14 protein-coding genes, 2 pseudogenes, 1 riboswitch and 1 other annotated feature (1 of these 18 only partly in view) are annotated in these 21993 nt (G+C 49.8%); of the genes and pseudogenes, 9 read left to right on the forward strand and 7 right to left on the reverse strand.

Annotated features, from left to right (window positions below; all coding sequences use genetic code 11):
• The first annotated feature begins 11 nt into the window (after positions 1-11).
• Together KTE_RS17065 and KTE_RS17070 are read left to right on the forward strand one after the other, a co-directional pair.
• Positions 12-581 (forward strand): hypothetical protein, encoded by a 570-nt coding sequence (locus KTE_RS17065; RefSeq protein ID WP_201382881.1) that lies wholly within the window; start codon positions 12-14, stop codon positions 579-581.
• Between the two features lie 167 nt (positions 582-748).
• Positions 749-2962, forward strand: a complete 2214-nt coding sequence (locus KTE_RS17070) for an ATP-binding protein (RefSeq protein WP_201382883.1) — start codon at positions 749-751, stop codon at positions 2960-2962.
• 155 nt (positions 2963-3117) lie between these two features.
• On the opposite strand, the gene KTE_RS17075 is transcribed toward KTE_RS17070, so the two are convergent.
• A complete protein-coding gene (locus KTE_RS17075) occupies positions 3118-4755 on the reverse strand; it encodes an AAA family ATPase (protein WP_201382885.1) in 1638 nt (545 codons plus the stop codon).
• Positions 4756-4990: 235 nt separating this feature from the next.
• Between KTE_RS17075 and KTE_RS17085 the strand changes: the two are divergent.
• The 3 genes and pseudogenes from KTE_RS17085 to KTE_RS17095 form a co-directional block, all read left to right on the forward strand.
• Positions 4991-5371: pseudogene (locus tag KTE_RS17085) on the forward strand (type I restriction enzyme endonuclease domain-containing protein); the annotation flags it as partial.
• A 191-nt stretch (positions 5372-5562) separates the two neighbouring features.
• Positions 5563-6774, forward strand: a pseudogene (locus KTE_RS17090) (IS256 family transposase).
• Between the two features lie 224 nt (positions 6775-6998).
• Positions 6999-7484: a hypothetical protein gene (locus tag KTE_RS17095; protein WP_201382887.1), complete on the forward strand. Its 486-nt coding sequence runs from the start codon at positions 6999-7001 to the stop codon at positions 7482-7484.
• Positions 7485-7996: 512 nt separating this feature from the next.
• Here the strand turns inward: KTE_RS17095 and KTE_RS17100 are convergent.
• From KTE_RS17100 to KTE_RS17110, 3 genes are all read right to left on the reverse strand, one after another.
• Entirely contained in the window at positions 7997-8257 is a 261-nt protein-coding gene (locus KTE_RS17100; RefSeq protein ID WP_201382889.1) for a PLDc N-terminal domain-containing protein, read from the reverse strand.
• A gap of 244 nt (positions 8258-8501) precedes the next feature.
• On the reverse strand, positions 8502-9389 hold the full coding sequence (locus tag KTE_RS17105) for a hypothetical protein (protein ID WP_201382891.1): 888 nt from the start codon (positions 9387-9389) through the stop codon (positions 8502-8504).
• Entirely contained in the window at positions 9386-9622 is a 237-nt protein-coding gene (locus KTE_RS17110; protein WP_201382893.1) for a hypothetical protein, read from the reverse strand. The genes KTE_RS17105 and KTE_RS17110 overlap by 4 nt, the downstream gene beginning before the upstream one ends.
• An 85-nt stretch (positions 9623-9707) precedes the next feature.
• On the opposite strand from KTE_RS17110, the gene KTE_RS17115 reads away from it, so the two are divergent.
• The gene (locus KTE_RS17115) at positions 9708-9896 is read left to right on the forward strand and encodes a PLDc N-terminal domain-containing protein (RefSeq protein WP_201382894.1); all 189 of its coding nucleotides are present in this window, start codon (positions 9708-9710) and stop codon (positions 9894-9896) included.
• Positions 9897-10139: 243 nt separating this feature from the next.
• Complete coding sequence (locus tag KTE_RS17120; RefSeq protein WP_201382896.1) at positions 10140-11741, forward strand: PLP-dependent aminotransferase family protein; 1602 nt, start codon at positions 10140-10142, stop codon at positions 11739-11741.
• A gap of 16 nt (positions 11742-11757) precedes the next feature.
• Here the strand turns inward: KTE_RS17120 and KTE_RS17125 are convergent, their stop codons facing one another.
• Entirely contained in the window at positions 11758-12420 is a 663-nt protein-coding gene (locus KTE_RS17125) for an RNA polymerase sigma factor (RefSeq protein ID WP_201382898.1), read from the reverse strand.
• A 245-nt stretch (positions 12421-12665) separates the two neighbouring features.
• Between KTE_RS17125 and KTE_RS17130 the strand changes: the two genes are divergently transcribed.
• Complete coding sequence (locus tag KTE_RS17130; protein WP_201382900.1) at positions 12666-16178, forward strand: ATP-binding protein; 3513 nt, start codon at positions 12666-12668, stop codon at positions 16176-16178.
• Between the two features lie 23 nt (positions 16179-16201).
• The gene (locus KTE_RS17135; RefSeq protein ID WP_201382902.1) at positions 16202-17788 is read left to right on the forward strand and encodes a helix-turn-helix domain-containing protein; all 1587 of its coding nucleotides are present in this window, start codon (positions 16202-16204) and stop codon (positions 17786-17788) included.
• A 5-nt stretch (positions 17789-17793) separates the two neighbouring features.
• Here KTE_RS17135 and KTE_RS17140 read toward each other — a convergent pair whose 3' ends face one another.
• Together KTE_RS17140 and KTE_RS17145 are read right to left on the reverse strand one after the other, a co-directional pair.
• A complete protein-coding gene (locus KTE_RS17140; protein ID WP_201382904.1) occupies positions 17794-19137 on the reverse strand; it encodes a hypothetical protein in 1344 nt (447 codons plus the stop codon).
• A 761-nt stretch (positions 19138-19898) separates the two neighbouring features.
• Entirely contained in the window at positions 19899-21092 is a 1194-nt protein-coding gene (locus KTE_RS17145; RefSeq protein ID WP_201382906.1) for a hypothetical protein, read from the reverse strand.
• 501 nt (positions 21093-21593) lie between these two features.
• A riboswitch (SAM riboswitch) is annotated at positions 21594-21702 on the forward strand.
• 180 nt (positions 21703-21882) lie between these two features.
• Positions 21883-21993, forward strand: a binding site (T-box leader); it runs 175 nt beyond the window's last position.

Raw genomic sequence — 21993 nt, forward strand, 5'->3', positions numbered from 1 at the left:
CTGGGAGGGCCATGATTTCACTACCTTTTGCCCTGGAAACTGCCCTGGAACGCCAAATTGCTGAAGACCCCGAGTGGCAGACTGGTGTGGAATGGGGGATACCGCGAACCGGTCATCTTGAGGGACCCGTTAAATTTCATATCACCGATGTGCTTGCGAATATCGAGCGGCAACAACCTCCACCAACCTCGCGGGAGCGGTGTGCACTTCGTCTGATTGCATTGATCCATGATGCCTTTAAATATCGCGTGGATGAATCACGCCCTAAAATCGGTACCAATCATCATGCCTATATCGCGCGCAAGTTCTCAGAGCGCTATATCCATGATCCTGCCTTGCTAGATATTATCGAACTACACGATGAGGCGTATAATAGCTGGCGCCTGGGCGCCCGTAAAGGCCGGTGGCAGCACGCTGAGGAGCGGATCGATCTCCTATTGGAGCGCATTGGCTCCTCATTGCCCCTGTATGCTCGCTTCTTTCTCGCCGATAGCCATACCGAGTCCAAGAACCAGGATCCCGTGACCTGGTTTCGCGATGTGCTCCAGAGGCGTGGCTATACCTTCCCTTTCTGGCGGTAGTGGTGACTTACACACCACTGTCGCCTCTCTCCCCGCTAATGAAAAATTCGCTCTCCCTTCATACTGGTCATTGTTCTCCCTTATTTGTGTTGGGCTTACACTAGAAATATAGATACTACTCGATAGGATGAGCCTATGCCTGGGCAGGCATGCAGAAAGGGAGACAGATGGCACAAAGCAGAAAATGGGAGCGTGGAAACCGCAGCCAGAAGAAAAGCGCTGTCGCGCCTTCTTTGACTACCGCTGTAGAGCATCCTACATTTACAGATGAGGCCTCTCGCTTCCTCGTTGAGACCATGGAGCAAGGGGCGCTCTGCTCCGATGAGCAGGGACGTATCTTGATGGTAAATGAGGCAGCCCTCACCATGTTAGGCATGACGCGCGAGCAACTGTTAGGGCAGACAACGATTGACCCGTTGGGTAAGGCGCTGCGTGAGGATGGAACCCCCTGTCCTGTGGAGGCACAACCAGCGGCACTGGCACTTCAACAGGGCAAGCCTGTGCGCGATATGATGCTTGGCTGCTTCAATGAGTATGAGCAGAGCTATCGCTGGCTCTTGATGAGTGCTATCCCACAAATTCGTCCCGGTGCGCAGACACCCTCTCGTATTTTTACCATGTTTAGTGATTTTACTCCCTATGCTTACGTGTTCGATACCCTGTTGCGGCAGGTTGGTCTGACCGAAGGTGATAGTAAAGAGCGCCTGCAAGAGTTTGAGGTTATTTTTGAAACCGTTTTCCGCTGTATCTCCATTTACGATCCGCAGGGACATATTAAGCGCTTGAGTTTTCCGCTCCAACGTGCCTTCCAGCTCTCGGCTGAGGAGGCGAGCCAGCAGACGCTACAGGCCTTAAGTGAGCAGTTTCAGTTTGAGGATGAGGAGGGGCATGTCCTTGCGCTGGAGCAGTGGCCCATGATGTGTATGTTGCGAGGCGAGATACAAAAGAATCGCGTGGTTAGCATCCGCCCCAAGGATCAACCCGAGCAGCATCCTATGCATGTGACCATGTCTGGCTTACCCATCCACGACATTCAGGGAGCCATTGTGGGCGGGATCATGATTTGTATTGACGTGACGGATCAACGGGGGGCTGAACGTTGCTCACAACGCGCCTTGCAAGCCTTGCTCACCATGGCCGAGGCGATGGTCACAGAGCCGCAAGATACGGGGACGCTCATCGCCCAGACCACAAACGTGGCGCGGCCTCTGGAACGTTTAACCGAGGTTGAGCGTGGCCTGGCGCAACTCCCGCTTGGCTTGTTGGATTGCTCCTGCGTTGCTATCTTGCTCTTCAATGAGGAGACGCAACTGTTATCCCCTGCCATCGTCTTGAGTCCCGCCCCTGACCTGGAGCTACTCTGGCGTAACCGGCTCGAGGGGGCGTCGCTACATGCCCTCCTGGGAGGCGAAGAGCAAATACGGCGTTTTTACCAGGGCATACCTCTTGAACCAGCCACAACGCTCTTTTATGATCAGCCATCCTATAAATTGGTCGCGCCCATCTCTCGCTATCAGAAGCTAAAGGGCGTGCTACTTATTGATTATGGCGCTCAAGAGCCGCTCCTCTCTGGTGAAGATGACGCGCTGATTCTGGGTATCGCGCGGCTGGCGGCGCTCCTTGTCGAACGTGAGCAGGCGCAGTATGAGCGCGATCACGCGGTCGCCGAATTACAAAAGAGCAACGCCAGGTTAGAGTTGACCAATCGCATGAAGAGCAATCTCGTCTCTATTGTGAGCCACGAATTTCGTACCTCTTTAACAGACATCCAAGGATTTAGTGAGATATTGCAGCATAATGAGCTAAATCTCTCTGAGGTCAGAGAATACGCGACCGATATTCGCGAGGACGCGCAACGCCTGGTAAGCCTCATCAATGATATGCTCGACCTGGATCGCCTCGAGATGGACCATATACAGCTCCACCTTAACTGGCTTGATCTTAACGCGCTTATTAATGAGGCGGTTGCGCGAATGCGTCACCATACGCAGAAGCATACCTTCCGGCTCCAGCTTGCCAGGGCGCTCCCGATTCTCTGGGGGGATCGCGAGAAGCTCATGATCGCCCTGATCAACTTATTGGATAACGCGATCAAATACTCGCCTGATGGAGGCGCCATTACGGTCGTGAGCGAGCTGGAGGATCTCTTTGTGCATATCAGCGTGAGTGATCAAGGCGTTGGCATTCCTCCTGAGGAACTTGAGCATGTCTTTGAGCGCTACAAGCGTCTTCCCTCTGGTCCGGCAACCGTTGAGGGGCATGGCCTGGGGCTTTCTATTGTGCGCGAGATCATCCTGCTCCATGGCGGCAAGGTCTGGGTGGAGAGCGCGCAAGGCAGAGGGTCGATCTTCCATTGCATATTGCGCACCGCTTCAACGTAAGGGGAAGGCTTTGGGAGGATGCAGGGGCTAATCCAGAACGAGAGGAAGAGAGAAGGATGGCCAGGAGCGTTTTTTGCGATGATGAACTCCTGGCGTTTACCGCTTCTCCCTGCAACGAAGGTGTTGAGTAGTCCGTATACTGAGAGCTCCCCGTGCTAAAGCAACGGGGGTTCCAGAAGTTCGGCCCACGCTTCCCGTTCTTCACGCCAAAGGAGAAGAGCAGGCTCTAGTGGTGGTTCCCCTGGACTTTCGGGCAGACGCGCTCTGGCTCGAGTCATACCCAAGCTTCGGGGCAGCGCCTGCCCCTCTCTCGCACGTTGTGTGGTACGCTCGTGTGCTGCCCGCAGGCGCGCCTCCGCACCTTCCCAATACGGCTGGTATCGGGCACACGAGGGAATGGGATGTGCTGGATCGAGATAAGCGGCGAGAAACGCCGAATACAGGTCGCGTTGGACGGGACCTATGCCACAGGCGCACTGATGCCAGCGCTGGGAGAGCGGCTTCTTGACCTTCTTGCCACAGCCGTGGCACCATTGGCTCAGCGCCGTCGTTCGTGTGGGAACTTCCACCAGGGTGCCGCCCGTGCTTGCAACGGTGCGTCTCAACAGTTCAACAAACATCCCTGGTGCTCGCAGTCCCACACTCTTGCCGAATTGCTTCTGCCATGCCTTGTAGGAGATCTTTTCAATGATGATGGTGTTGCCCAGCGCGACGATCTCGTGCACCTTGCGCCCCTGCAGGCTCTTGCGGTGCGCCGCCAGCTTGCGCTCTTTGGTCGCCTTGCGCCGTCGGGTGGCCTGGTAGCGCTTGCTCTGCTTCCACCGCAACTTCTTCCGGTCCTGCTTTTTGATGCGCCCCTTCTCGTCGTAGTTCTCCGGATTGCCTGCTCGCCGCTGCCGATCCATCTGCCGTTGCAAACGGCGAATGGCACGGGCCTCGGGCGCCAGTTCCGCACAGAAAACCTCCAGACGCGCCTCCCCTTCCTGGGGAACGAGCGCCAGGGTCGAGGGACCCAGGTCGCCCCCAACGATCCCTTGCCCCACTTTGTGTTTGGGCTTATGGTGAGGCTTGCCCTCCAGGGCCAGTTGCACCACGTAGCGATAGCCCTCTGCATCGGCTCCGGCCGCTTTGGGGCTGCTCGCGGGACGTTGGACGAGGCGGGCGTACTTGATGCGGTGCCTGAGCCCATGGGTCACCACCTCGTCCTTCCAATCGATGAAGGCAGGAAGCTGATCTCCGTTCCAGAGCAGGAACCCTGCGTTTCCCTTCTCGGGTGGCTGCAGGACAAAGCGCAGGCCGGTATCATTGCGCTTGTTCTCGATGCTGGAGAAACCACGCCCTCGGCTCTTGAAGCGCACGCGTGTGGCCTGGCCCAGGCAGACGCGGTTGAGGGCGCGGTAGGCACGGGTCGCCAGGGTTTGGGCGAGCACGGCATCGATGTGCTCGGCAATCCATCCCACGCGCAAGCCTTTGACGGCTTCATGCAATGCTGCCTCGGTGAACCCGTACTGCTTGCGCAAGGCGGAGAAGGTGACTGCTCGTTGGGTCTTTTGCGTGCGAGGAAGATCGCGAGCCGCTTGCCAGGCAGCGTCAGCTCGCATGCGGCGCAGGCATTTCTGTCCCTGGGAGAGGATGGCGTTGTAGAGTTGGCGAGCGGCTTCCAGGTGAGCGCGCAGGCGAGTGGCTTGTCCTGGGTCGACGACGAGGGGCAGCTCGAGCAGAAAGGTAGGCGTTGCCGGTCGCTTCTCCTTGGGATGTTTTGGCTTCTGCTGTCTCTGGCGTTGTCCAGGCATGTCGGCTCCTTTTCTCCATTCCTATTGATGAATCGTGCTGATATGCCTATTCTACCAGAACAAGCAGAAGAACACAAGTTCTATTTTTAAAAATACTCTGTTCTATTCGCGCACGAGAGCGGATGTGGCGATTCATCCCTGGCATCAATGACCAGGGCTTTCTCGCCACGTTCTCTGTAATGTTGTAGAGGCCCGCTCCTTCGAGGAGCGCCTAGAGCAGACCGTCAGCCGCTATCAGAATCAATCCCTGGAGGCGGCACAGGTTATTGCTGAAGCCATCAAGCTTGCCAAGGATATATGAGCTGCACGCAACCGTGGAGAGCAGCTTGGCCTCAATGATGAAGAACTGGCATTTTATGACGCCTTGCTGACGAATGAGAACGCACAGCAGATCCTCAGCAACGAAAAGCTCTGTGCCATAGCGCAGGAGCTCGTGCGAGTTGTTCGACAGAATATTACCATCGACTGGAACATTCGCGAGAGTGCTCGCGCTAAGATGCGCACCATCATTAAACGCCTGTTACGCCAACATGGCTATCCACTCGATTCTCAAGCCAGGGAAATCAGCACCCTTATTGAGCAAATGGAGCATCTCAGCAAGATCTGGGCAGCATAAACAAGAAGTATAGCCACCAGGGGAAGTATTTCTGCCTTTCCTGGTGGCTGCACTGTCCAAGCCGACGAAATAGGCATATCCAAGAATATTTCTGCGCACTATACACGATCCTCCTAAATTGAGGGTGTAGAATGTTTTGTGTATGTGACGACAAAAAACGTAGTGGATGAAGAGAGGAAGAAGTACAACAGATGACCATTCGACGCGAATTGATTGATGAACTGCTCAAAGAATGCACCGATCCCAAAGAACTTCTCGCCGAAGGAGGCTTGCTCAAAGAGCTGACCAAGGCCCTGATAGAGCGCTGCTTGGAAACGGAGATGGAGGAGCACCTGGGCTATCCCAAGCATGCCAAACGCAGTGACACCACGCGCAACGCCCGCAATGGAAGCAGCCGCAAGACCCTCAAGGGATCCCAAGGCGAGATCAGCATTGCCGTGCCACGTGAGCGTGAAGCCAACTTCGAGCCTACCCTCATTCCCAAGCACCAGACTCGGCTTGATGGCTTCGAAGACAAGATTCTTGCCCTCTATGCACGTGGCATGACGACCCGTGATATCCAGGCTCAGGTTCACGACCTCTATGGTGTTGAGGTCTCGCCCACCTTCATTTCCAATGTGACCGAAGCTGTCCTCGAAGAGGTTCGTCAGTGGCAACATCGCCCGCTGGAAGCCGTCTATCCCATCGTCTATGTGGATTGTCTGGTGGTCAAGGTCCGTGAGAACCAGCGTATCATCAATCGGGCTCTTTACCCGGCCTTGGGTGTGGATATGGAAGGACAAAAAGAATTGCTTGGGATGTGGCTGGGACACAATGAAGGCGCCAAATTCTGGCTGTCGGTCTTCACTGAACTGCACAATCGAGGACTCAAAGACATCTTTATTGCCTGTGTGGATGGGCTCACAGGCTTACCTGAAGCCATCGAAACGCTCTCCCCCACACTCGCGTCCAGCTCTGTATGGTCCACATGGTGCGCAACTCGCTCAAATATGTCTCGTACAAACATCGCAAGGAGGTGGCAGCCGACCTGAAGTTGATCTATTCAGCAGCGACCGAAAGCGAAGCGCAGGTCTATCTCGACCTCTTTGCCGAGAAGTGGGATCGGCAGTACCCAAGCATCAGTAAGCTGTGGGCGAGGCACTGGAGCCATGTGATCCCCTTGTTTGCCTTTCCCGAAGACATCCGCAAGGTCATTTACACCACCAATGCTATCGAGTCCGTCAACATGTCCTTACGCAAAGTGACACGCAACCATCGCATTTTCCCTTCGGATGAGGCCGTCTACAAAGTGGTCTACCTGGCCATGCACAACATTGCCAAGAAATGGACCATGCCCATTCGCGCATTGGGTGCCTGCGCTCAACTGTTTTGCCATCGAATTCGGGGAGCGTTTCCCTCAATAGACGAAAACACATACATAAAATACTTGACAGACTCAGAGAGATAGAGTTAATCTTATGCGCGCAGTCACTTTATTGAGACCATGGCTGTAAATAGGCTTGCTTGTTGAGCATAGAGGTTGTTATGAAAAATAGGATGAGTTATTCTCTTTTCTGTTCTTAACAACCTCCAAGAAGAACAACGTCGCTGTAGCCTTCTCAAACGCTCTCATATGAGGTGCTATCCCATGTCTGCCAAGAAGTTCAAATTCACGTTTGGAATCGACGACCTCCTGGGGGTAGCCACGCTTTCAGATGGGATTCAGGAAGCAACCATCCCCGCTTCTTTTGAAGGTGACCTCTGGACTTTGATCTTTCCAGTGCGCATATTGTTGTGGGGAGCCAATGAGTCCAGATGTTCCTGGAGGGGAGATCCTGGAGAATATCGCTGGCTCTTTTTACGCCAGGATGACAAGCTCTTCATCCACGTTCTTTGGTTTAAAGAGTATCTGAGTCGCTCCGATGAGCAAGGGGAGACGGTTTTGCAAATAGAATGCGACTTGCTCACCTTTGCCAAACGATTCTCCCAGCAACTCAACCAGCTGGATTATCAAGAAAATCCCTCTGCTCCTCTTCCTGAGGTAAACAAGGACCTTCAAGCATCTATCAAAGCATATGAGCAAACCAAACGTGAGCAGCAGAGGAATGTTCTCAAAAGTGGAAAGAACAAATAATTGCACCCTTAACGCTTTCCCTATGAGATGAAGACCTCCAGGCCGAACTGCGCCAGCACGACAAGGGTACTCACGAATCCCTTGCTGGAAGTCTATAGCATAAGGAAAATATGCATGGATACTCATATTTGCTACCAATTTTTCATCCAGTCTGCTTCAAAAAAGATGGTTCGTGCTTGGCAATGGCAAGAAGGGACAGAATACATCCTTGCCGTCGCATACGTAAGCGATTTGCTGGAGTCGAGCCTTTTTCCTGTTCGCTACATTTTTTGCTTTTTGGTATGAAAGCAATGCATGATTTGCCAGTAACGTTTTCTAGAGCTTCCTCACCAGATATTGAGGAACTTTATCTTGCTTACCCACAAAGTGGGCCAAACCGTTGGGGTGTGGTTTATTGGCTCAGTGTGCATCAAGAAGCCAGCAGGTGCCTTGATTTACACTGAGCCAACAAAAAGAAAAAGAGGAGATACAGGGCGAAGCGGTATCTCCTCTTTTTGTGTGTGTTCGTAGGTCTATCTCTGCTGTTGGTAGGGGGTCTGCACGTAGCTCGGTTGGCCGAAGTAGACGCGTGAACGTCGTTGACCAAACAGCAGGTAGAGTAACGGGCCAACGAAAGGAATCAGCCAAATGAGGAGCAGCCAGCCCAGCATACCAAGGGCCGAATGGTCGTCTTGCAGCACCATGACCGTTTCTATTACGTGGCCGACGAGAGGTATAAAGACTATAATGAGGAACAATAAGCTATTGAACAAACATCCGCGGTTGCCTGACATTTTTTCTATCTCCTCCATACTATAAGGCATTTTAAGCGTATAGCAGGTTGCTGATACAGCTACTAACAATTTTGTATTCTAAGCATTGTGTATGCTTCGATGTGCAATTTTTTCTTGCCTATAGAGAATACGGATAGAGAAAGCAGGACGTTGCAGATAGTCTTTCGTGGTCGATGTTGCCCCAAGAAGAAGTGGATACAGGCTGGACTTGTATCCACTCGCATGTCTTTGCTCCTCGGAAACATTATGCTTGTGCCTCAACGTTCCCCGTTTGGTGTTCCTGTTCCCTGTAGGCGTCGAGAACAGGTTTGACAATAGTGGTGTATTTCGCGTTGCCCCAGCGAAGATATGAGCAGATCTCCCGCCTGGGAATGCCCTGAAGATAGGCGTCAATGACCTTGCTCCTCTCCTCCTCGGAAATAGGGGTAATAGTGGGGAGCAAGGATACAGGCTGGTTCTGCTGCTGGTCGCTCGCCGTGGCTACTTCGGTGAGTTGCGGTGTTCCTGGTGTTCCTGTCTGTTCCTCGGAAACGGCGGCCTGGTACAGGAGCGCCCGCAATTCGTTCAGTAATTCTGGCGTAATCACGAGTGTTGGCTTTGACTCTTGAGGCTGCTGATCGTGGATCTCATTCTGGTGCATGCCGAAGGAAACATTCTTGAGCCTACTCACAAGCAGGAAACCGATAACAGCCACGGCGCGTAATCCGGTCAACATCCAGAGAGGAATAATCCCTGAGATGCTTTGAGAGGTAACGGGTAAGCCAGTCGCGTGAGCGAGCGCATCAAAGTGGGTCAGCAGTCCGGCCACAGAGGCAAGCATCGCGGTTAAGGCAAAGTAGATTCCCGCTTTGATCTTGTCTCGTTCGCGTGCGGCCTGGAAACCGTTGACAAAGACGATCCCTAAGCTGCTATCAATGGCGAGCGCTTGCGCCCAGGCCCACGCAACTGACAGCGGGGTATGATCTTGCATGATATCGCCGTCTGTTAGAAAGTTCGCGGAACTGACAACGACGCCTGCGGCTAATAAAAGCTCGCTGGTCTTTGCCACAAAGTTAAAGATGAATTTGATTGTTTCGTCATACCAGTGCAGGGAAGCAAAGGTTTTGATGGGGGCTTGACCCTGAGCGCTCATTCGGCATTCCTTTCTACCGGCAAGAAAACATGGCACATCCCGCCGTGTGCCTGGCGCTCGCTTCCGATGGTGTAGATTTCAGCGAAGGCGATGGTAAAGCCGGGTAAGATGTGCTCAAGCTGAGCAACTGCTAAGCGTAGCGTGGCTTCATAAAGTGCGAGCGGTGCGGTATAATAGAGTTCGTCAAGCTCTTGTAACTGCTGGGCGATGGTTGCCTGATGTGGATTGCTCATTATGCGACTCCTTCCGAAATCTGGTTGATTGAGCGCAAAATGAGGAGCGTTTCACGAAGGTTATCTCTATGGTCAAAGTAGGGTAATGTTGCCCCTGCTAGGACATGTTATCGAGACCGTGATGATTCTGGAAGATGAGCACTCTCCAACTGGAAAGTTGGTGTGGTTGCTAATCGTCTGGCTGCTGCCCTTTGTGGGTCAGTTCCTCTACCTGCTCTTTGGGCAGCGTCCACCTTCTGGCAACTACGTGAGATTCGCTCAGCCCAGCTATTAGGTAGCGTTATCTCTAAAGGCTAGACAAGGTTCCTATCGTCTTAGCCAGATGACTATGATACACAAAGGGAGCGGCAGTACTGCTGCTCCCTTTGTGTATTGCTTACACCAAAGATTGGCTCTTCTATTTTTGATATATTGGCCTATGCATTGTTCCTGATTGGCTGGTATAGTTAAAAGAAAGCAGGTGTGTATAGTCTGTTTACAGGGGAGATTGGTGTCAACCAATGAAGGGAAAAGACGTATGGCCCATAAATTTGAGCAACCACAGGAGTATTCACCGTTGCCTCTGTTTACCGCTTCGGTATCGGCAATGATTCAGCTTGAGCGCTCGAATGGTGTCCCACTCTATCGCCAGATTTACGAACGCTTGCGCAATGCGATCCTGGGTGGTGAGCTTCCCGAGGGCACGCGCCTCCCTACCGAACGCGCACTGGCACGAGAGCTGCATGTCAATCGCACAACGGTCATGAATGCCTACAATGAACTGGCGAGCGAGGGCTTGATCGAGGGGCATGTTGGTCGGGGAACGCTGGTGAAGCGCACCTATTTGGCACGAGAATTGGATGATGAGCCATTTGAACAGCATATGCCCTCCTGGTTGTTTAGTCTCTCCGCCGAAGAGGAACTGGCTCTGGGACATGATGCGCGCCTGATGAGCGAGATTACCTCATTGGGAGATCAGCAAGAGGTCATCTCTCTGGCGGCAGCCACGCCTGCTGAGGGTTTGCTTCCGGCTGAATTGTTACGCGAAATAGTGCGGGATGATTTACTCACCGCGCGGCAGAACGCGCTCGGGTATTGTCCGGTCGAAGGTTTACAGAGCCTGAGGCGTGGCATTGCTGAACGGATGCGTAAGCATGGTGTGCCCGTTGATTTTCAACATATCCTGGTGCTCTCAGGCTCAACGCAGGGGATTGGCCTTGTGGGGCGTTTCTTGCTGCATCCGGGCGACGAGGTGGTGGTCGAGGTGCCTACCTATCTGGGCGCGATCCAGACCTTTCGCGCGCTTGGTGCCAGGGTCATAGGGGTCCCAATTGATAATGAGGGGATGCGCCTGGATCTTCTGGAAGCCATCTTAGCTCGTCGCAGTCCACGTCTTATCTATACGCTGCCAACCTTTCAAAATCCTACGGGCGTAATTATGTCACCTGCACGTAGGCGGCGCCTGTTGACCCTGGCACGGCGTTACCAGGTTCCTATTCTCGAAGATGATCCCTATGGTGAGATTTATTTTGAGGGTGAAGCGCCCCAACCCTTAAAGGCCCTGGACACACGTGGAGACGTGCTCTACCTCAGTACCTATTCAAAGCTCCTGGCTCCTGGTTTGCGCGTGGCCTGGCTGGCGGCACCAGAACCCCTCATCGAACGCCTCTCGCTCCACAAACAGATTTTTGACCTCAACACGACGGCCCTGGGACAATGGCTGGTGTCAGAGATACTCCAGCGCCAGATGCTGGATCCTCACCTGGCCAGGGTGCGCCAGCAGTATCAACGGCAGCGCGATGTCATGTTTCAGGCGATTCAGGAGTACTGGCCGGCGGGAACACGCGTGACGTTGCCGGGAGGCGGCTTCCATCTCTGGTGTCGCCTCCCGGGAGATATGCGTGCACGAACGCTTTTACGAGAGGCTGCCCAGGAGGGAGTCGCGTTTGTCCTGGGAGAGCCTTTTCATATTGATGGTGGTGGACGACAGTATATCCGCCTGAGCTACGCCGTAAGCGATGAAGTGCAGATCAGGGAGGGAATACGGCGTATAGGGCTGGCCATGCGCCGTATTCAGAGTCGACGTTCACCACGCGATGAACAGGAAGGGCTGCACATTGAGCGCATGCCCATGGTGTAATCCAGAAGAATTGAATCTATGAAGCGGAAACGATAGCGTAGCGATCAGTCTTTCTATACATAGAGGTTTCCTTAAGCTTCTCTGCCAGGGCCAGGCGTGCCACGTAGTACGAGGCGCGTAAGCGCTGTTGATCGATGCGTGCCTGTGGTGGACGAATAAGCGTGATATCTACATTATGACGCTTAAAGGCTTCGACAAAAGCTGACAAATCGTCGACTCGCTCGCGAAAGTAGCAGATGGCGGCCTTCTTCTGTACAGGAGGGAGCGTAAGGATTGCCGCAACGAGCTTATCAAGGAGTTCTTCGAAGGCGATACGTTGGAGTATCTCATACAATGGATCACCCATGCCCTGGCTAAGGGCTAGCAGTGGTATTCCTTGAGGTTCTCCCTCGTCGTTTGTCAGCAGAGGATATGTCTGCTGGCGTCGCCGACAGTGATCGATAATTTCGCTCTTTACCACGCGTTGGAGGTATGCCTGGGGATGCTCTATAGTCGTACGTGGAAGCAGACGAGCCAGTTTAATGAGAACGCCCTGGGCTATCTCGTCACATTCCCATTCGGTCATGCCAGGATCAGTGAGATGGCGTACCAGCCTACGAATACGCGGTTCTAATTGTACGAGGATGACATCTACAGGAGCGTTTGAATCACATAAGAAGAGAGGTTGCTCGTTTTGCATGCATCACCTCACAAGAAGCTGGGAAACGCTTACTGTGTTTTTATCATCGCTATTAATATTATGATCAATATATTCGTAAAAATCAATGTAATATGCTATAATATTTTTGTGTCCAGGTGAAATTAAGGGAACTATAAGCTTTCTTAGGCAGAGTATTTATGGTATAGTACATATTGTAATATTTTTAGGAAGGCTTCGTAGAAAAGAAGTGTTACGTGCATACGGCAAGGAAGAGAGTACTGCACATGACCGAGACATACGCAAGCCTGGACCTCTCCCCCTGGCGTCCTACGCCTACCACTATCTCGTCTGAGTGGCGTGATTTCATCACGCTGGTAGTTCGCGAAGCAGAGGGACAGCCAAAGCCACCCTATGCCTATGTATTTAACGTGCGCTATGATGCCTGGAATGTTGGCGATCAGTTGCGTGACTGGGGTCTGCCCGAGCTTGTGGTCATCGCTGGTTACCTGCGTTCCTACGATGAGACCTTGCTGAGTCACGTAACACTCCCTGGCGCAGAGAAGGTACGTGCTCATTTTAAGTCCTCCCTCCTCTACACCCGCTACATCGAGGAAGAGCAGCTTGCCAATCTGCTAATCCCGCCCTATCCCGATCTGGGGGCGTTATTGATCGCCCTGGTCGTGCATTACCAGGCGCTTCTGGGATTGAAGGAGCATGCAATACATCAACCTTTAGCAGGTAAGTTGCTGGATGATGTCCAGAGTGCGAAACGAACACTCGTTCATATTACCAAGCGCCTGGGCCTATGGGATTTTAAGCGCCAGATTGAGGATGTTACAGAAGAACTTATTCATCCAAATACATTTTTAGAAGATAAGCAGCGCTACGAAAAAATCCTCGCACGTGATAGTGATAAAATCGAGAATTTAAGATCAATCTTTGAACAATTTTGCCAAGAAGTTACTGATAGACCAGTACATGTAGTGTGCATACCATGTGGCGTTGCCGGGTTGAAGCGACGAACCCAGGATATGCATACCACAGCGACCTCGCAGAAGGAGCGGCTCTATGGTTTTGATCTTGTCAATTTTGATGTCATCGTACCCGTAATTTACGATTGTTACTTAGCTATGGGAGCTCTGTTTCAACTAGGCACGCTGCAAGATCGTGTGACTGACCAAATTGCTCATCCCAAACCTAATGGCTATTGTCACCTCTCCTTTGGTTTGACGCTTGACCCTTCTGCCCCACCTTTTCAGAAGTTGGAATGGTTGGCATCAGATGGAGAGACCACCTATAACTGTTTCTTTCAAATAGGCACAAAAGTAACTCAGGCTGGCATTTATTATGGTTGCCTGAATGAAAAGATTTATGCTTTATATGATGAGGCGCAAGCCGCAATTCGCAATGCTGCACCAAGTATGCATGACATGGACTCGCGACCTATCTGGTTTAGTGAAGAGGGCAAGATGTATGCGGCCATTAAAGATGGCATGGAAAAGGCGGAGAAGCTAGATGAAGATGATGTAGCATCCAATCCTATTATTGTCTATGACAAAAGCCATAACCATCGCCCTATACATCTTCCTAAGGGAGCAACGGTTTTAGATTTCGCATATAAACTTGATCCCAATATAGGGTCACATGCCGTAGAAGGTTTTATCAATAACCGCAAAGCAGGATTATTCCACGAATTGAATGCTGGTGATATTGTAGAGGTCAGAACTGTGAGCGAAACGCAGGTGCAGGATTACTGGCTGGATGATAAGTATGCAACCTCTGACCAGGCCCAGGCCCATATTCGGGCGCTTTTAAAACAAGAGCTGCATAACTTTCGTAGCTATGAACTTATTCGAGAAGCCCTGGAATTCTACCACTATCCTCTTACACTTGAAGAATTAGATGATGAACTACGTCTGCTGGTGACACGTCAAAAGCTTGGCACACGCCAGTTTTACCTGAAGCAACTGAATAGTGATGGCAAAGAGCCATACACGGCTGAGTGGGCGGCGCAACAGATTATCCAGCGCCGCGCCGAATACAATGAGACACATACCTTAGAGATCGCTAAAGAGACGGCTGATCTTGTTCCACAGGCTCTTCTGGGCGATTCTTACTCTCATCCTCCACGTTTATGTGGTTCTTGCCAGCCTATGTCTTCGAAGCAAACAATCGTCGCTTACAAGGGCAAAAATAGCCGTGAGCTGGTGGCACATACGCTTAGTTGTTCGCATATCACACGCCTTAATGATGAACAACGGACGCGACTTATTCCCTTGCAGTGGCAATATCGTCCCCCCGCCTTCAAAGTCGCTTTCTTTATGCTGACTGAGGACCGGCGTGGCCTGGTACTGGATATCACGAAAAAGCTGCGCCGACGCCACTGCTCCTTGCTCTCCATTCATGCGGAAGCGATTTTAAAATTTAAAAAGGCAGAAGTACATTTCGTGACGGAACTCTATGAGTATCGTGAGGTGGCAGAAATCATCAATGATCTGAAATCAATTAATGGCGTCACCTCTGTCGAAGTAGACGCGGCTCGCACCGTTCCCTATATCTATCAGCGTATACGTGAGCACCAGCAAGAGAAGCCCATTCAACCCCAGGAAGAGCAGTGGGATGACACGCTTTCCTCTCTTGGGCCTCGGTCCGCAATCTTGCGGAATGCCTATGATATCTCGCGCCCAGCCTCCTCGAAGATGTTCTTTGGACGCGAGAGCGAATTGCGTTATCTCGCGCGAGAGCTGTGTGAAGGAAGCGAGGGGAAAGCGGTTGTGCTATATGCCCCTCGCCGTTCTGGCAAATCATCGCTATGCAAAAATTTTCTCAGCCGGCATATTACTTCTCCAGCCTGGGGGGTCTTCTATTCCTTGCAAGGGGCAACACGCTTTAACGAGGAGCGTATCTTACGTGACATGGCGGGCGAGATTGGCGCTAGTTTTCAAGAGCATTTTAATCGCCCAGCGCCCGAATGGGACATTCTGGGCCAGAGCGATGTACAAATTTGTTTTCGCCGTTTTATCCAACGCTGTTTAGAGCGCGCGCCTGGTTCACGCTTGGTGCTAGTATTGGATGAGTTTGGGGGCGCTTTACAGGCGTACACAGATGCTGTATTGGAGTTGCGCTTCTTTACCTACTGGCGCGAGTTATTGAGTGTTATTTCACAGGTGAGTTTGCTCCTTGCTCTTCCTACTAGTTCCCATGCTCTGCTGGTCTCTGAAAAGTTTGTCAATGCTTTCAGTTTTGCGCAAAATTTGCCCATGCCTTTTCTGGACCAGGCAAGCGCGGAGCGACTGCTGACGGAGCCACTACGCGAATTGCGGGTGCTTATCTCCTCTCGTACTGTCCATCAAGCTGTGCAATTAACGGGGGGGAATCCTTACTATATGGCCCTGATCGGGATGCAGTTTGTGCGCTTGCTCAATGCCCATGCGCAGAAGCAGCAGGTAACCGATGAAGACCTGCAACTGGCGGTAGATCATATTATTGAGGCTGGTGGTGAGCAGAGCTTTTCGTATTATCGACAAGAACTGCATGGTGAACTGGAGTCGCGTATTTTAGATGAGATGCTTGAAATTATGACTTATTCGAAGCACACCATGATTTCGTTGCGGCAACTGACGAAAAACTTAGGAATGGCTGAAAGAGAGATTCGTCCTGCCTTAGAGCGGCTACGCAATGGCCTGATACTAGATGAACATGCGGGGAGACGCAACGCAGGTAATCCCGAATATACTTTTAAGATTGAGTTGGTCAGGCTCTGGCTCATGCGTAATCGCTGGCTGCTACAGTCTTAGATAAGGAGGAAAGGAGTATGCTTATGTCGGATGTACACTCCTGGCGCACATTGTTTAATCCCTTCAGCCTGGGTGATATGCCCGGAACCGGCCGTGTTTCTGGTCGTAGCACCGATATTAGAAATCTGATTGCCAATCAGCAAAGTGCCATAATCTTGTCTGGATCTCCTCGGGTGGGTAAAACAGCTTTTGTGCGCTATCTTAAGGGCGTGCCTTCTGTGGGCTGGTCCTGGCGTGATGAAGTAAGCTTGCACGATCTACGCGAGCAGTTTGCGCTTGACCAGTTGTATTTTACCCAGATCGACCTGACGACCCTGGAGAACGCGCAAAGTACGCAAGAGCTACTCTCTGCCTTCGTGGCCGAATGCAAGAGAAGCCTTGATACTCCCTACGATGGAGATAAATTGCCATCTTCCTCCCATGATATCAAGGGCTTGAGGTCGCTGCTGCGCTACTATGCGCGCGAGTTCCCGGAGGCGCGTTACTTTGTGATGCTTGATGCAGTGGAGCGCCTGGCGCGTCTCGATATGACTATCCCTGAGTTGGAAGGGAGCCTGGCTCAAACTCCGCAGGAGCGAGGAATCGCTTTGCTCAATCACTGTGGGGCTATTCGTGTCCTGGTCGATTTAATTGATGAGTTTACGAATTTTGGCGTGATTTTCTCCATCCAGAGCCTGGCACGACCAAGACCGGCAGACCAGTTTATCCATGTATCGGCCGACCTGGCACGTTTCACGACGACTGTCCTTCAATGCCTGACGCATACCGATACCCTGGCTTTTTTGGGCCAGTGTCCAGAGGATTTTGGTGAGGAGTGGGCAGAGACTTTTTACCGGCTGGGTGGACAGGAAATATTTACTCCTGGTGAGCAGCAATGGTTACATGAGCAAGCGGGGAGCCATCCCTATATATTGTTGCAATATTGTTATCATACCTTTCATTTCAAACAATTGTATGCCACGCAGTCTCAGCAGTGGCTAGAGCTGCCCATTGAAGGTCGGCAACAACTGGGTGAGCAGGTGAATAGCGCTGTTACAACCTTTCTCACTTTGCACTGGAAGCGTTTGCTAGAGGCTATCGAAAAGGGAAATAGCGAGACGAAAGCTCATTTCTTTGAATTTGTGCGTGTATTTGAGGCTCATAACGCGGATGAAGAGATAGCTCCTGAACTCTGGAACAGCCTGGGGGCAGAACTACGCTATATTCTCTCCAACGAAGGCTTGATTCGCTATGAACCTTTCCAGCCCGTATATTATCCAGGCGCTATTCTGCGAGAGTATCTGCGAGAGAAAGCACGAATGCAGACTCCTCCCAGCAGTCGCGGCTTCTGGCTTACCATTACGCGTCCCTCTAAGGCTCCCGAGCGCCTCTCGCTCTCTGAACTGGAGTATCACCTGATCAAGACACTTAGACAGCATCCCGTGCGCTGTAGCGAGGAAGAGTTGATGCAGGGAGCCTGGGGTAAAATCATCGAGCGTTCAACCTTTACCCAGCGGATGCACCACCTGCGCAAGAAGCTCAAGGACCATAGTGATAATGTTGAGTTAATTAGCAATCACTATGGAGGGCTGTATTCGCTAAATCATGCGGATTGGTTGCACCTTGAGTAGGAGTTTTAGGAGAGTGTACGGCTAAGAGTAGATGGGGTACGCAATATATGCTTTTGTCCCTGCTTGGCTATTGTTATAAATATGTTAGATGCAGATACCCGTGGGTATGCTGGTTTGATGATAAATCTCTCGGTAGATGCAGTCGCTTGCTTTTGTCTTTTAATAATGTTTGATAACGTGTTAATATGTTTTTGTGCAATCAATAAATAACGTAGTCCTAAATGAGGTCGTCTGTCTGAAAGAATGCTGACATAAGCGCATACTATGGCTTTTTCTGCAATATAGAACTCCATGATAGGGATAAGATATCCTTTATCAAAAGTGTCTGTATTCTTTGTTGTATGAGTGAGATACTCTTTGAGAAATGCATCCCCACATCTTTTGGGTAAATCCGTTTTTGTCAGCGAGGTAAGTTGCTCTTCCAAATCCATAATGAGCATTGCTGCGTCACTAAGTGGATCAATATAAGAAAAGAGAGGATTAAAATCAATACAATCGAGGACTTTGAGTCTTTTACTTTTCCACTCTAATTTAGTATCGTTCCCTGCATTATTTTGTTTGGTCTCTGATACGCTCAATGGTTTAGGTATAAGCCAGAGATTGTTGGTTTTTAAATCACCATGACAGTGTTTAAGACATAGGCTTCTCGCTAAAAACTCCTTTTTGTAGATTTCTAAAGCATTATCCATCGTATTAAGTGATGCTGATATGTTTAGTGACTTTATTAGCGTTTTATCTATTCTTTCTAATGAAGGGTGAGTTAAAGCTTCCTTTAAGTGTTTTTTATTTAATTCCCACTTATTGCTCAATTCTTCTAATGATCCATAGCTAGATGAAACAGGTCTGGCTTGTTCATGCATGTGAGCAATCTCTTTCGCCAGGAACTCTATATCTTCTTCTGTGGGTAAAGAACGCCTCCTGATTTGTTGATCTAATCTCCAGTCCTGGTTAAGAAAGTCCATGACAACAGCATATTTCTTGTTAGCTTTAAGGTCATCTTCAGTAGGTGCTGAGAGGAGCGTGCCTAATGTGATTGTTCTAGCATATTCATGAAAAGGCGAAATAATGGGAGCAATACCTAGATATACTTCCGGGGCAAATTGCCGATTAAATGCTAGGCCTTGAAGGGTATATATATTGTTTTTATTTGTATCTACAGTGTCGTAAATATCATTCTTAAAAGGACGCCAGAGCTTTATACATTTGTGGCTTGTTTTATCCGCTACTTTTAGTACTATTGTTGCGGGTGAAATTAAGCGTTTCTGAATTGTATAAGTTTGCGAAGATTTGGCTGATGGTGAAGATAGTGATTTGCCATCAACTCCCTCTACTAACTCGGCCTTTTCCATTTTTTGCCTACAGTCTAAAATTCTTACAAAAAAAGGACTTTAAAACTCCGAAAAGTATGACCGAAATCATAGCATGATTTTTATATAAAGTAAATACTTCAAGAATTACGTAAATTTAATGTTTTTGATGTTTGGGGGAGAGTAAGTACCAGGTTAGGTGGAATATGAATAGAGGTTAATGAATATCATTTACAACTTCATTAATAGAAGAAGAACTATTCCAATGCAATAAATCATACCAAAGAAAAGCAGAAGTCGCTTTACAGGAGGTAGCTTACTCTTTCTTCGATATGAGATCTGAGTTTTTTGTTGAATGTCAAAATGTACTCGATTGGATGTTTCCATCGATGTAAGATAATTACGAAGAAAAAGGTTATAAGCATAGTAATGCAGATATAAGATATATGCGAACCAGTAAATGGTTAAGGCTATTATCCGAACAGCAAAAGCTGAGGTGAAAGGAAGATTTGACTGAAAAGAGAATCCAAGTAAAGCGAAGCTGATTCCCATGAAAAAACTTGTAACTGTCCACTTTATGGTTGTGTGTGTGAGATCTGCTTGATAAAGTGTTAGATAAAGACTTCTATCATGATCCTCAATATTGTTATCATTTTGTAATTTACCTGTATTCATAGACATGAATGTGCTCCCTGGTTTTTAGAGAAGACCGCCTAAATGGCAAAAGTAAGTATTATTTCTGCGAAAGCATTATACGGTGAATGAACTCCTGTTGCCGCTAGCACTTTTTGCTGGGAAGATTGTCATTTCTTGTAGGCATCTCTGAGCAGAGGTTCATGTTGCAAAGCAACATGGAAATAGAGAAGGCCGGTATAGAGTCTGTGTTCAAATAACACACACATATAAACCTGTATCATGGCTTTCTCAGCAAGATAAAAATCTAATGATTCCTCTCTTTCTATGCCTCTTTTGTGCAAATAGAACGTTAAGAATATATCAACTAGTTGTTCTGGTGTATCATCGGGTGGTTGTCCATGCTGCCAGCTGGCTATGAGGTGTGCCTCTAGATCCATAGCGAGCATGGCGATATCACTCATTGGGTCGATGTAGGCAAATTCGTCTTTGAAGTCGATACAGTCGAGGGCTAAGAGGTGCTGGGTCTGGTGTGGTGGGGTATGGGTAAGCCAGAGATTGTTGACTTTCAGGTCTCCATGACAGCGCCTGGTAAAGACCTGGCGTTGCTGAAAATGCGCACTATGGTTGTGGAAGTAGGTCTCCATAGTGTCGAGGATCATATGTTGAGGTGTTGCAAAGTCATGTTCTGGAAAGATCTGCTGAAGCTGGGCAATGGCTTCATTGAAAAAACTTTTATTTAAGTTCCACTTCTCTTGCAGGATGTTTAGTTGACCCAGGTGAGGGGGAGCATGTTCAAGGTTCTGGTGCATATGAGCTATAGTGGTAGCCAGAAAGCGCATATCCTCCCTGGTGCCAAAGTTGCCCCTGTAAATCTGATGATCCAGACGCCAGTTCTGGGGGAGACGCTTCATGACCAGGGCATAGAGCATGCCTTTCTCTAGCTGGTCAGGCTGAGGATGCGTAAGCAGTTCCCCTAGTTCAATTGACTGCTGATCTTGAAAATGGTAGATGGGGGCAATCCCGAGGTAGACTCCGGGGGCATGACGCCGGTTAAAGGCGAATCCATTTAGCGTATAGGAGTTGCAGGTGTCGATGTCGCTGGTCACATAGATGTCGTTTTCGAAGGCATGCCAGAGCTTAAGACAGAGCGGTATTGTCGCGTCCTGTGACTCAACAAAGAGGATGAGGGTAGCTTGTGAACGTAAGGTGTGCGTAATGGTATGGCGCCCCCGGACATGCCCCTGAATATCTTGAGGCAAAAGGTGATTGGCTGTAAAGTGAGGATGCATATTGGCTGATCCAAAGAAAGACTCCGCGTTTGGTGGGATGGCGAATTGTTCGCTTAAAGAGGTGGAACGCATAGATACCGAGCCCTTTCGTCTCCAACAAATATAGGCTTTTAAAAATGGCTTCTAAATGTGGCTTGCGCGAATCTGACTAAGGAGCACCTCTGCTGATGGCTGGCGTATCAGCAACTACAACAAGCGCTTAGCAGATAGCTTTTCAGTATCTAATGTACCAGATATTTATTGTTAATGCAATAGATGCTCGAAATGTCAGGATAGTTTTTTATGTTTTTAAAGTAGAAGAGATAATAAAGTTGATAATGTTTCTGCAAAAAACTTGTAAAGATAAACAAATAAGCGGATAGAGAAGAGACTTTATTGCGCTATATACGCCTATTCAGCAGCTTTTAAGGGGAGGCTGGATTGTTTACTCAACAATATTGTTTGACGAAAGGAAAAATCGCTGTGTTTTGACCTTGACAAATGATTTCCAGGTTGTCTATACTTATGGGTAACAAGTTTAGAAACACAATCGCACATTTGTACAATCTATACACGCAGTTACATGAAGAACTGCACTCATCCAGAGAGGTGGAGGGATACGGCCCTGTGAAGCCCGGCAACCCGCTGCAATGTCGCACGAAGGGTGCCAATTCCGGCAAAGCTTTGCTTTGCAAGATGAGGGGAATAGCGAGGTAGCGAAGCCCCTGAAGAGGGGTTTTTTTGTTACCCAAAAATAGGGCGTACTGCTTCTCCGAAACCCTGAGCGCGGAAGCGCTAGTCGCGAGAGCGACGTTGGGTTTCGGAATAAGAGCTTAGAAAAAGTAGCTTATGAAGCTCTCTCAACACCGTGTGAAAACTAGTAGGAAAGACGAAGAAGAGGACGAGTAAATGTTACGGGTGGCTACAGCGAGTTGACGACGATGAGAAGGTCAGCGCCATTCCAGCATTGAATATGACCTCGGAGTCGCAGATT

Source organism: Ktedonobacter sp. SOSP1-85, from assembly GCF_016587415.1.
GTDB lineage: Bacteria > Chloroflexota > Ktedonobacteria > Ktedonobacterales > Ktedonobacteraceae > Ktedonobacter.

Coding starts and splice junctions, on each gene's coding strand:
- KTE_RS17065 (WP_201382881.1), top strand. CDS start 12: ATGATTTCACTACCTTTTGCCCTGGAAACTGCCCTGGAACGCCAAATT.
- KTE_RS17070 (WP_201382883.1), top strand. CDS start 749: ATGGCACAAAGCAGAAAATGGGAGCGTGGAAACCGCAGCCAGAAGAAA.
- KTE_RS17075 (WP_201382885.1), bottom strand. CDS start 4,755: ATGCCTGGACAACGCCAGAGACAGCAGAAGCCAAAACATCCCAAGGAG.
- KTE_RS17095 (WP_201382887.1), top strand. CDS start 6,999: ATGTCTGCCAAGAAGTTCAAATTCACGTTTGGAATCGACGACCTCCTG.
- KTE_RS17100 (WP_201382889.1), bottom strand. CDS start 8,257: ATGTCAGGCAACCGCGGATGTTTGTTCAATAGCTTATTGTTCCTCATT.
- KTE_RS17105 (WP_201382891.1), bottom strand. CDS start 9,389: ATGAGCGCTCAGGGTCAAGCCCCCATCAAAACCTTTGCTTCCCTGCAC.
- KTE_RS17110 (WP_201382893.1), bottom strand. CDS start 9,622: ATGAGCAATCCACATCAGGCAACCATCGCCCAGCAGTTACAAGAGCTT.
- KTE_RS17115 (WP_201382894.1), top strand. CDS start 9,708: ATGTTGCCCCTGCTAGGACATGTTATCGAGACCGTGATGATTCTGGAA.
- KTE_RS17120 (WP_201382896.1), top strand. CDS start 10,140: ATGGCCCATAAATTTGAGCAACCACAGGAGTATTCACCGTTGCCTCTG.
- KTE_RS17125 (WP_201382898.1), bottom strand. CDS start 12,420: ATGCAAAACGAGCAACCTCTCTTCTTATGTGATTCAAACGCTCCTGTA.
- KTE_RS17130 (WP_201382900.1), top strand. CDS start 12,666: ATGACCGAGACATACGCAAGCCTGGACCTCTCCCCCTGGCGTCCTACG.
- KTE_RS17135 (WP_201382902.1), top strand. CDS start 16,202: ATGTCGGATGTACACTCCTGGCGCACATTGTTTAATCCCTTCAGCCTG.
- KTE_RS17140 (WP_201382904.1), bottom strand. CDS start 19,137: ATGGAAAAGGCCGAGTTAGTAGAGGGAGTTGATGGCAAATCACTATCT.
- KTE_RS17145 (WP_201382906.1), bottom strand. CDS start 21,092: ATGCGTTCCACCTCTTTAAGCGAACAATTCGCCATCCCACCAAACGCG.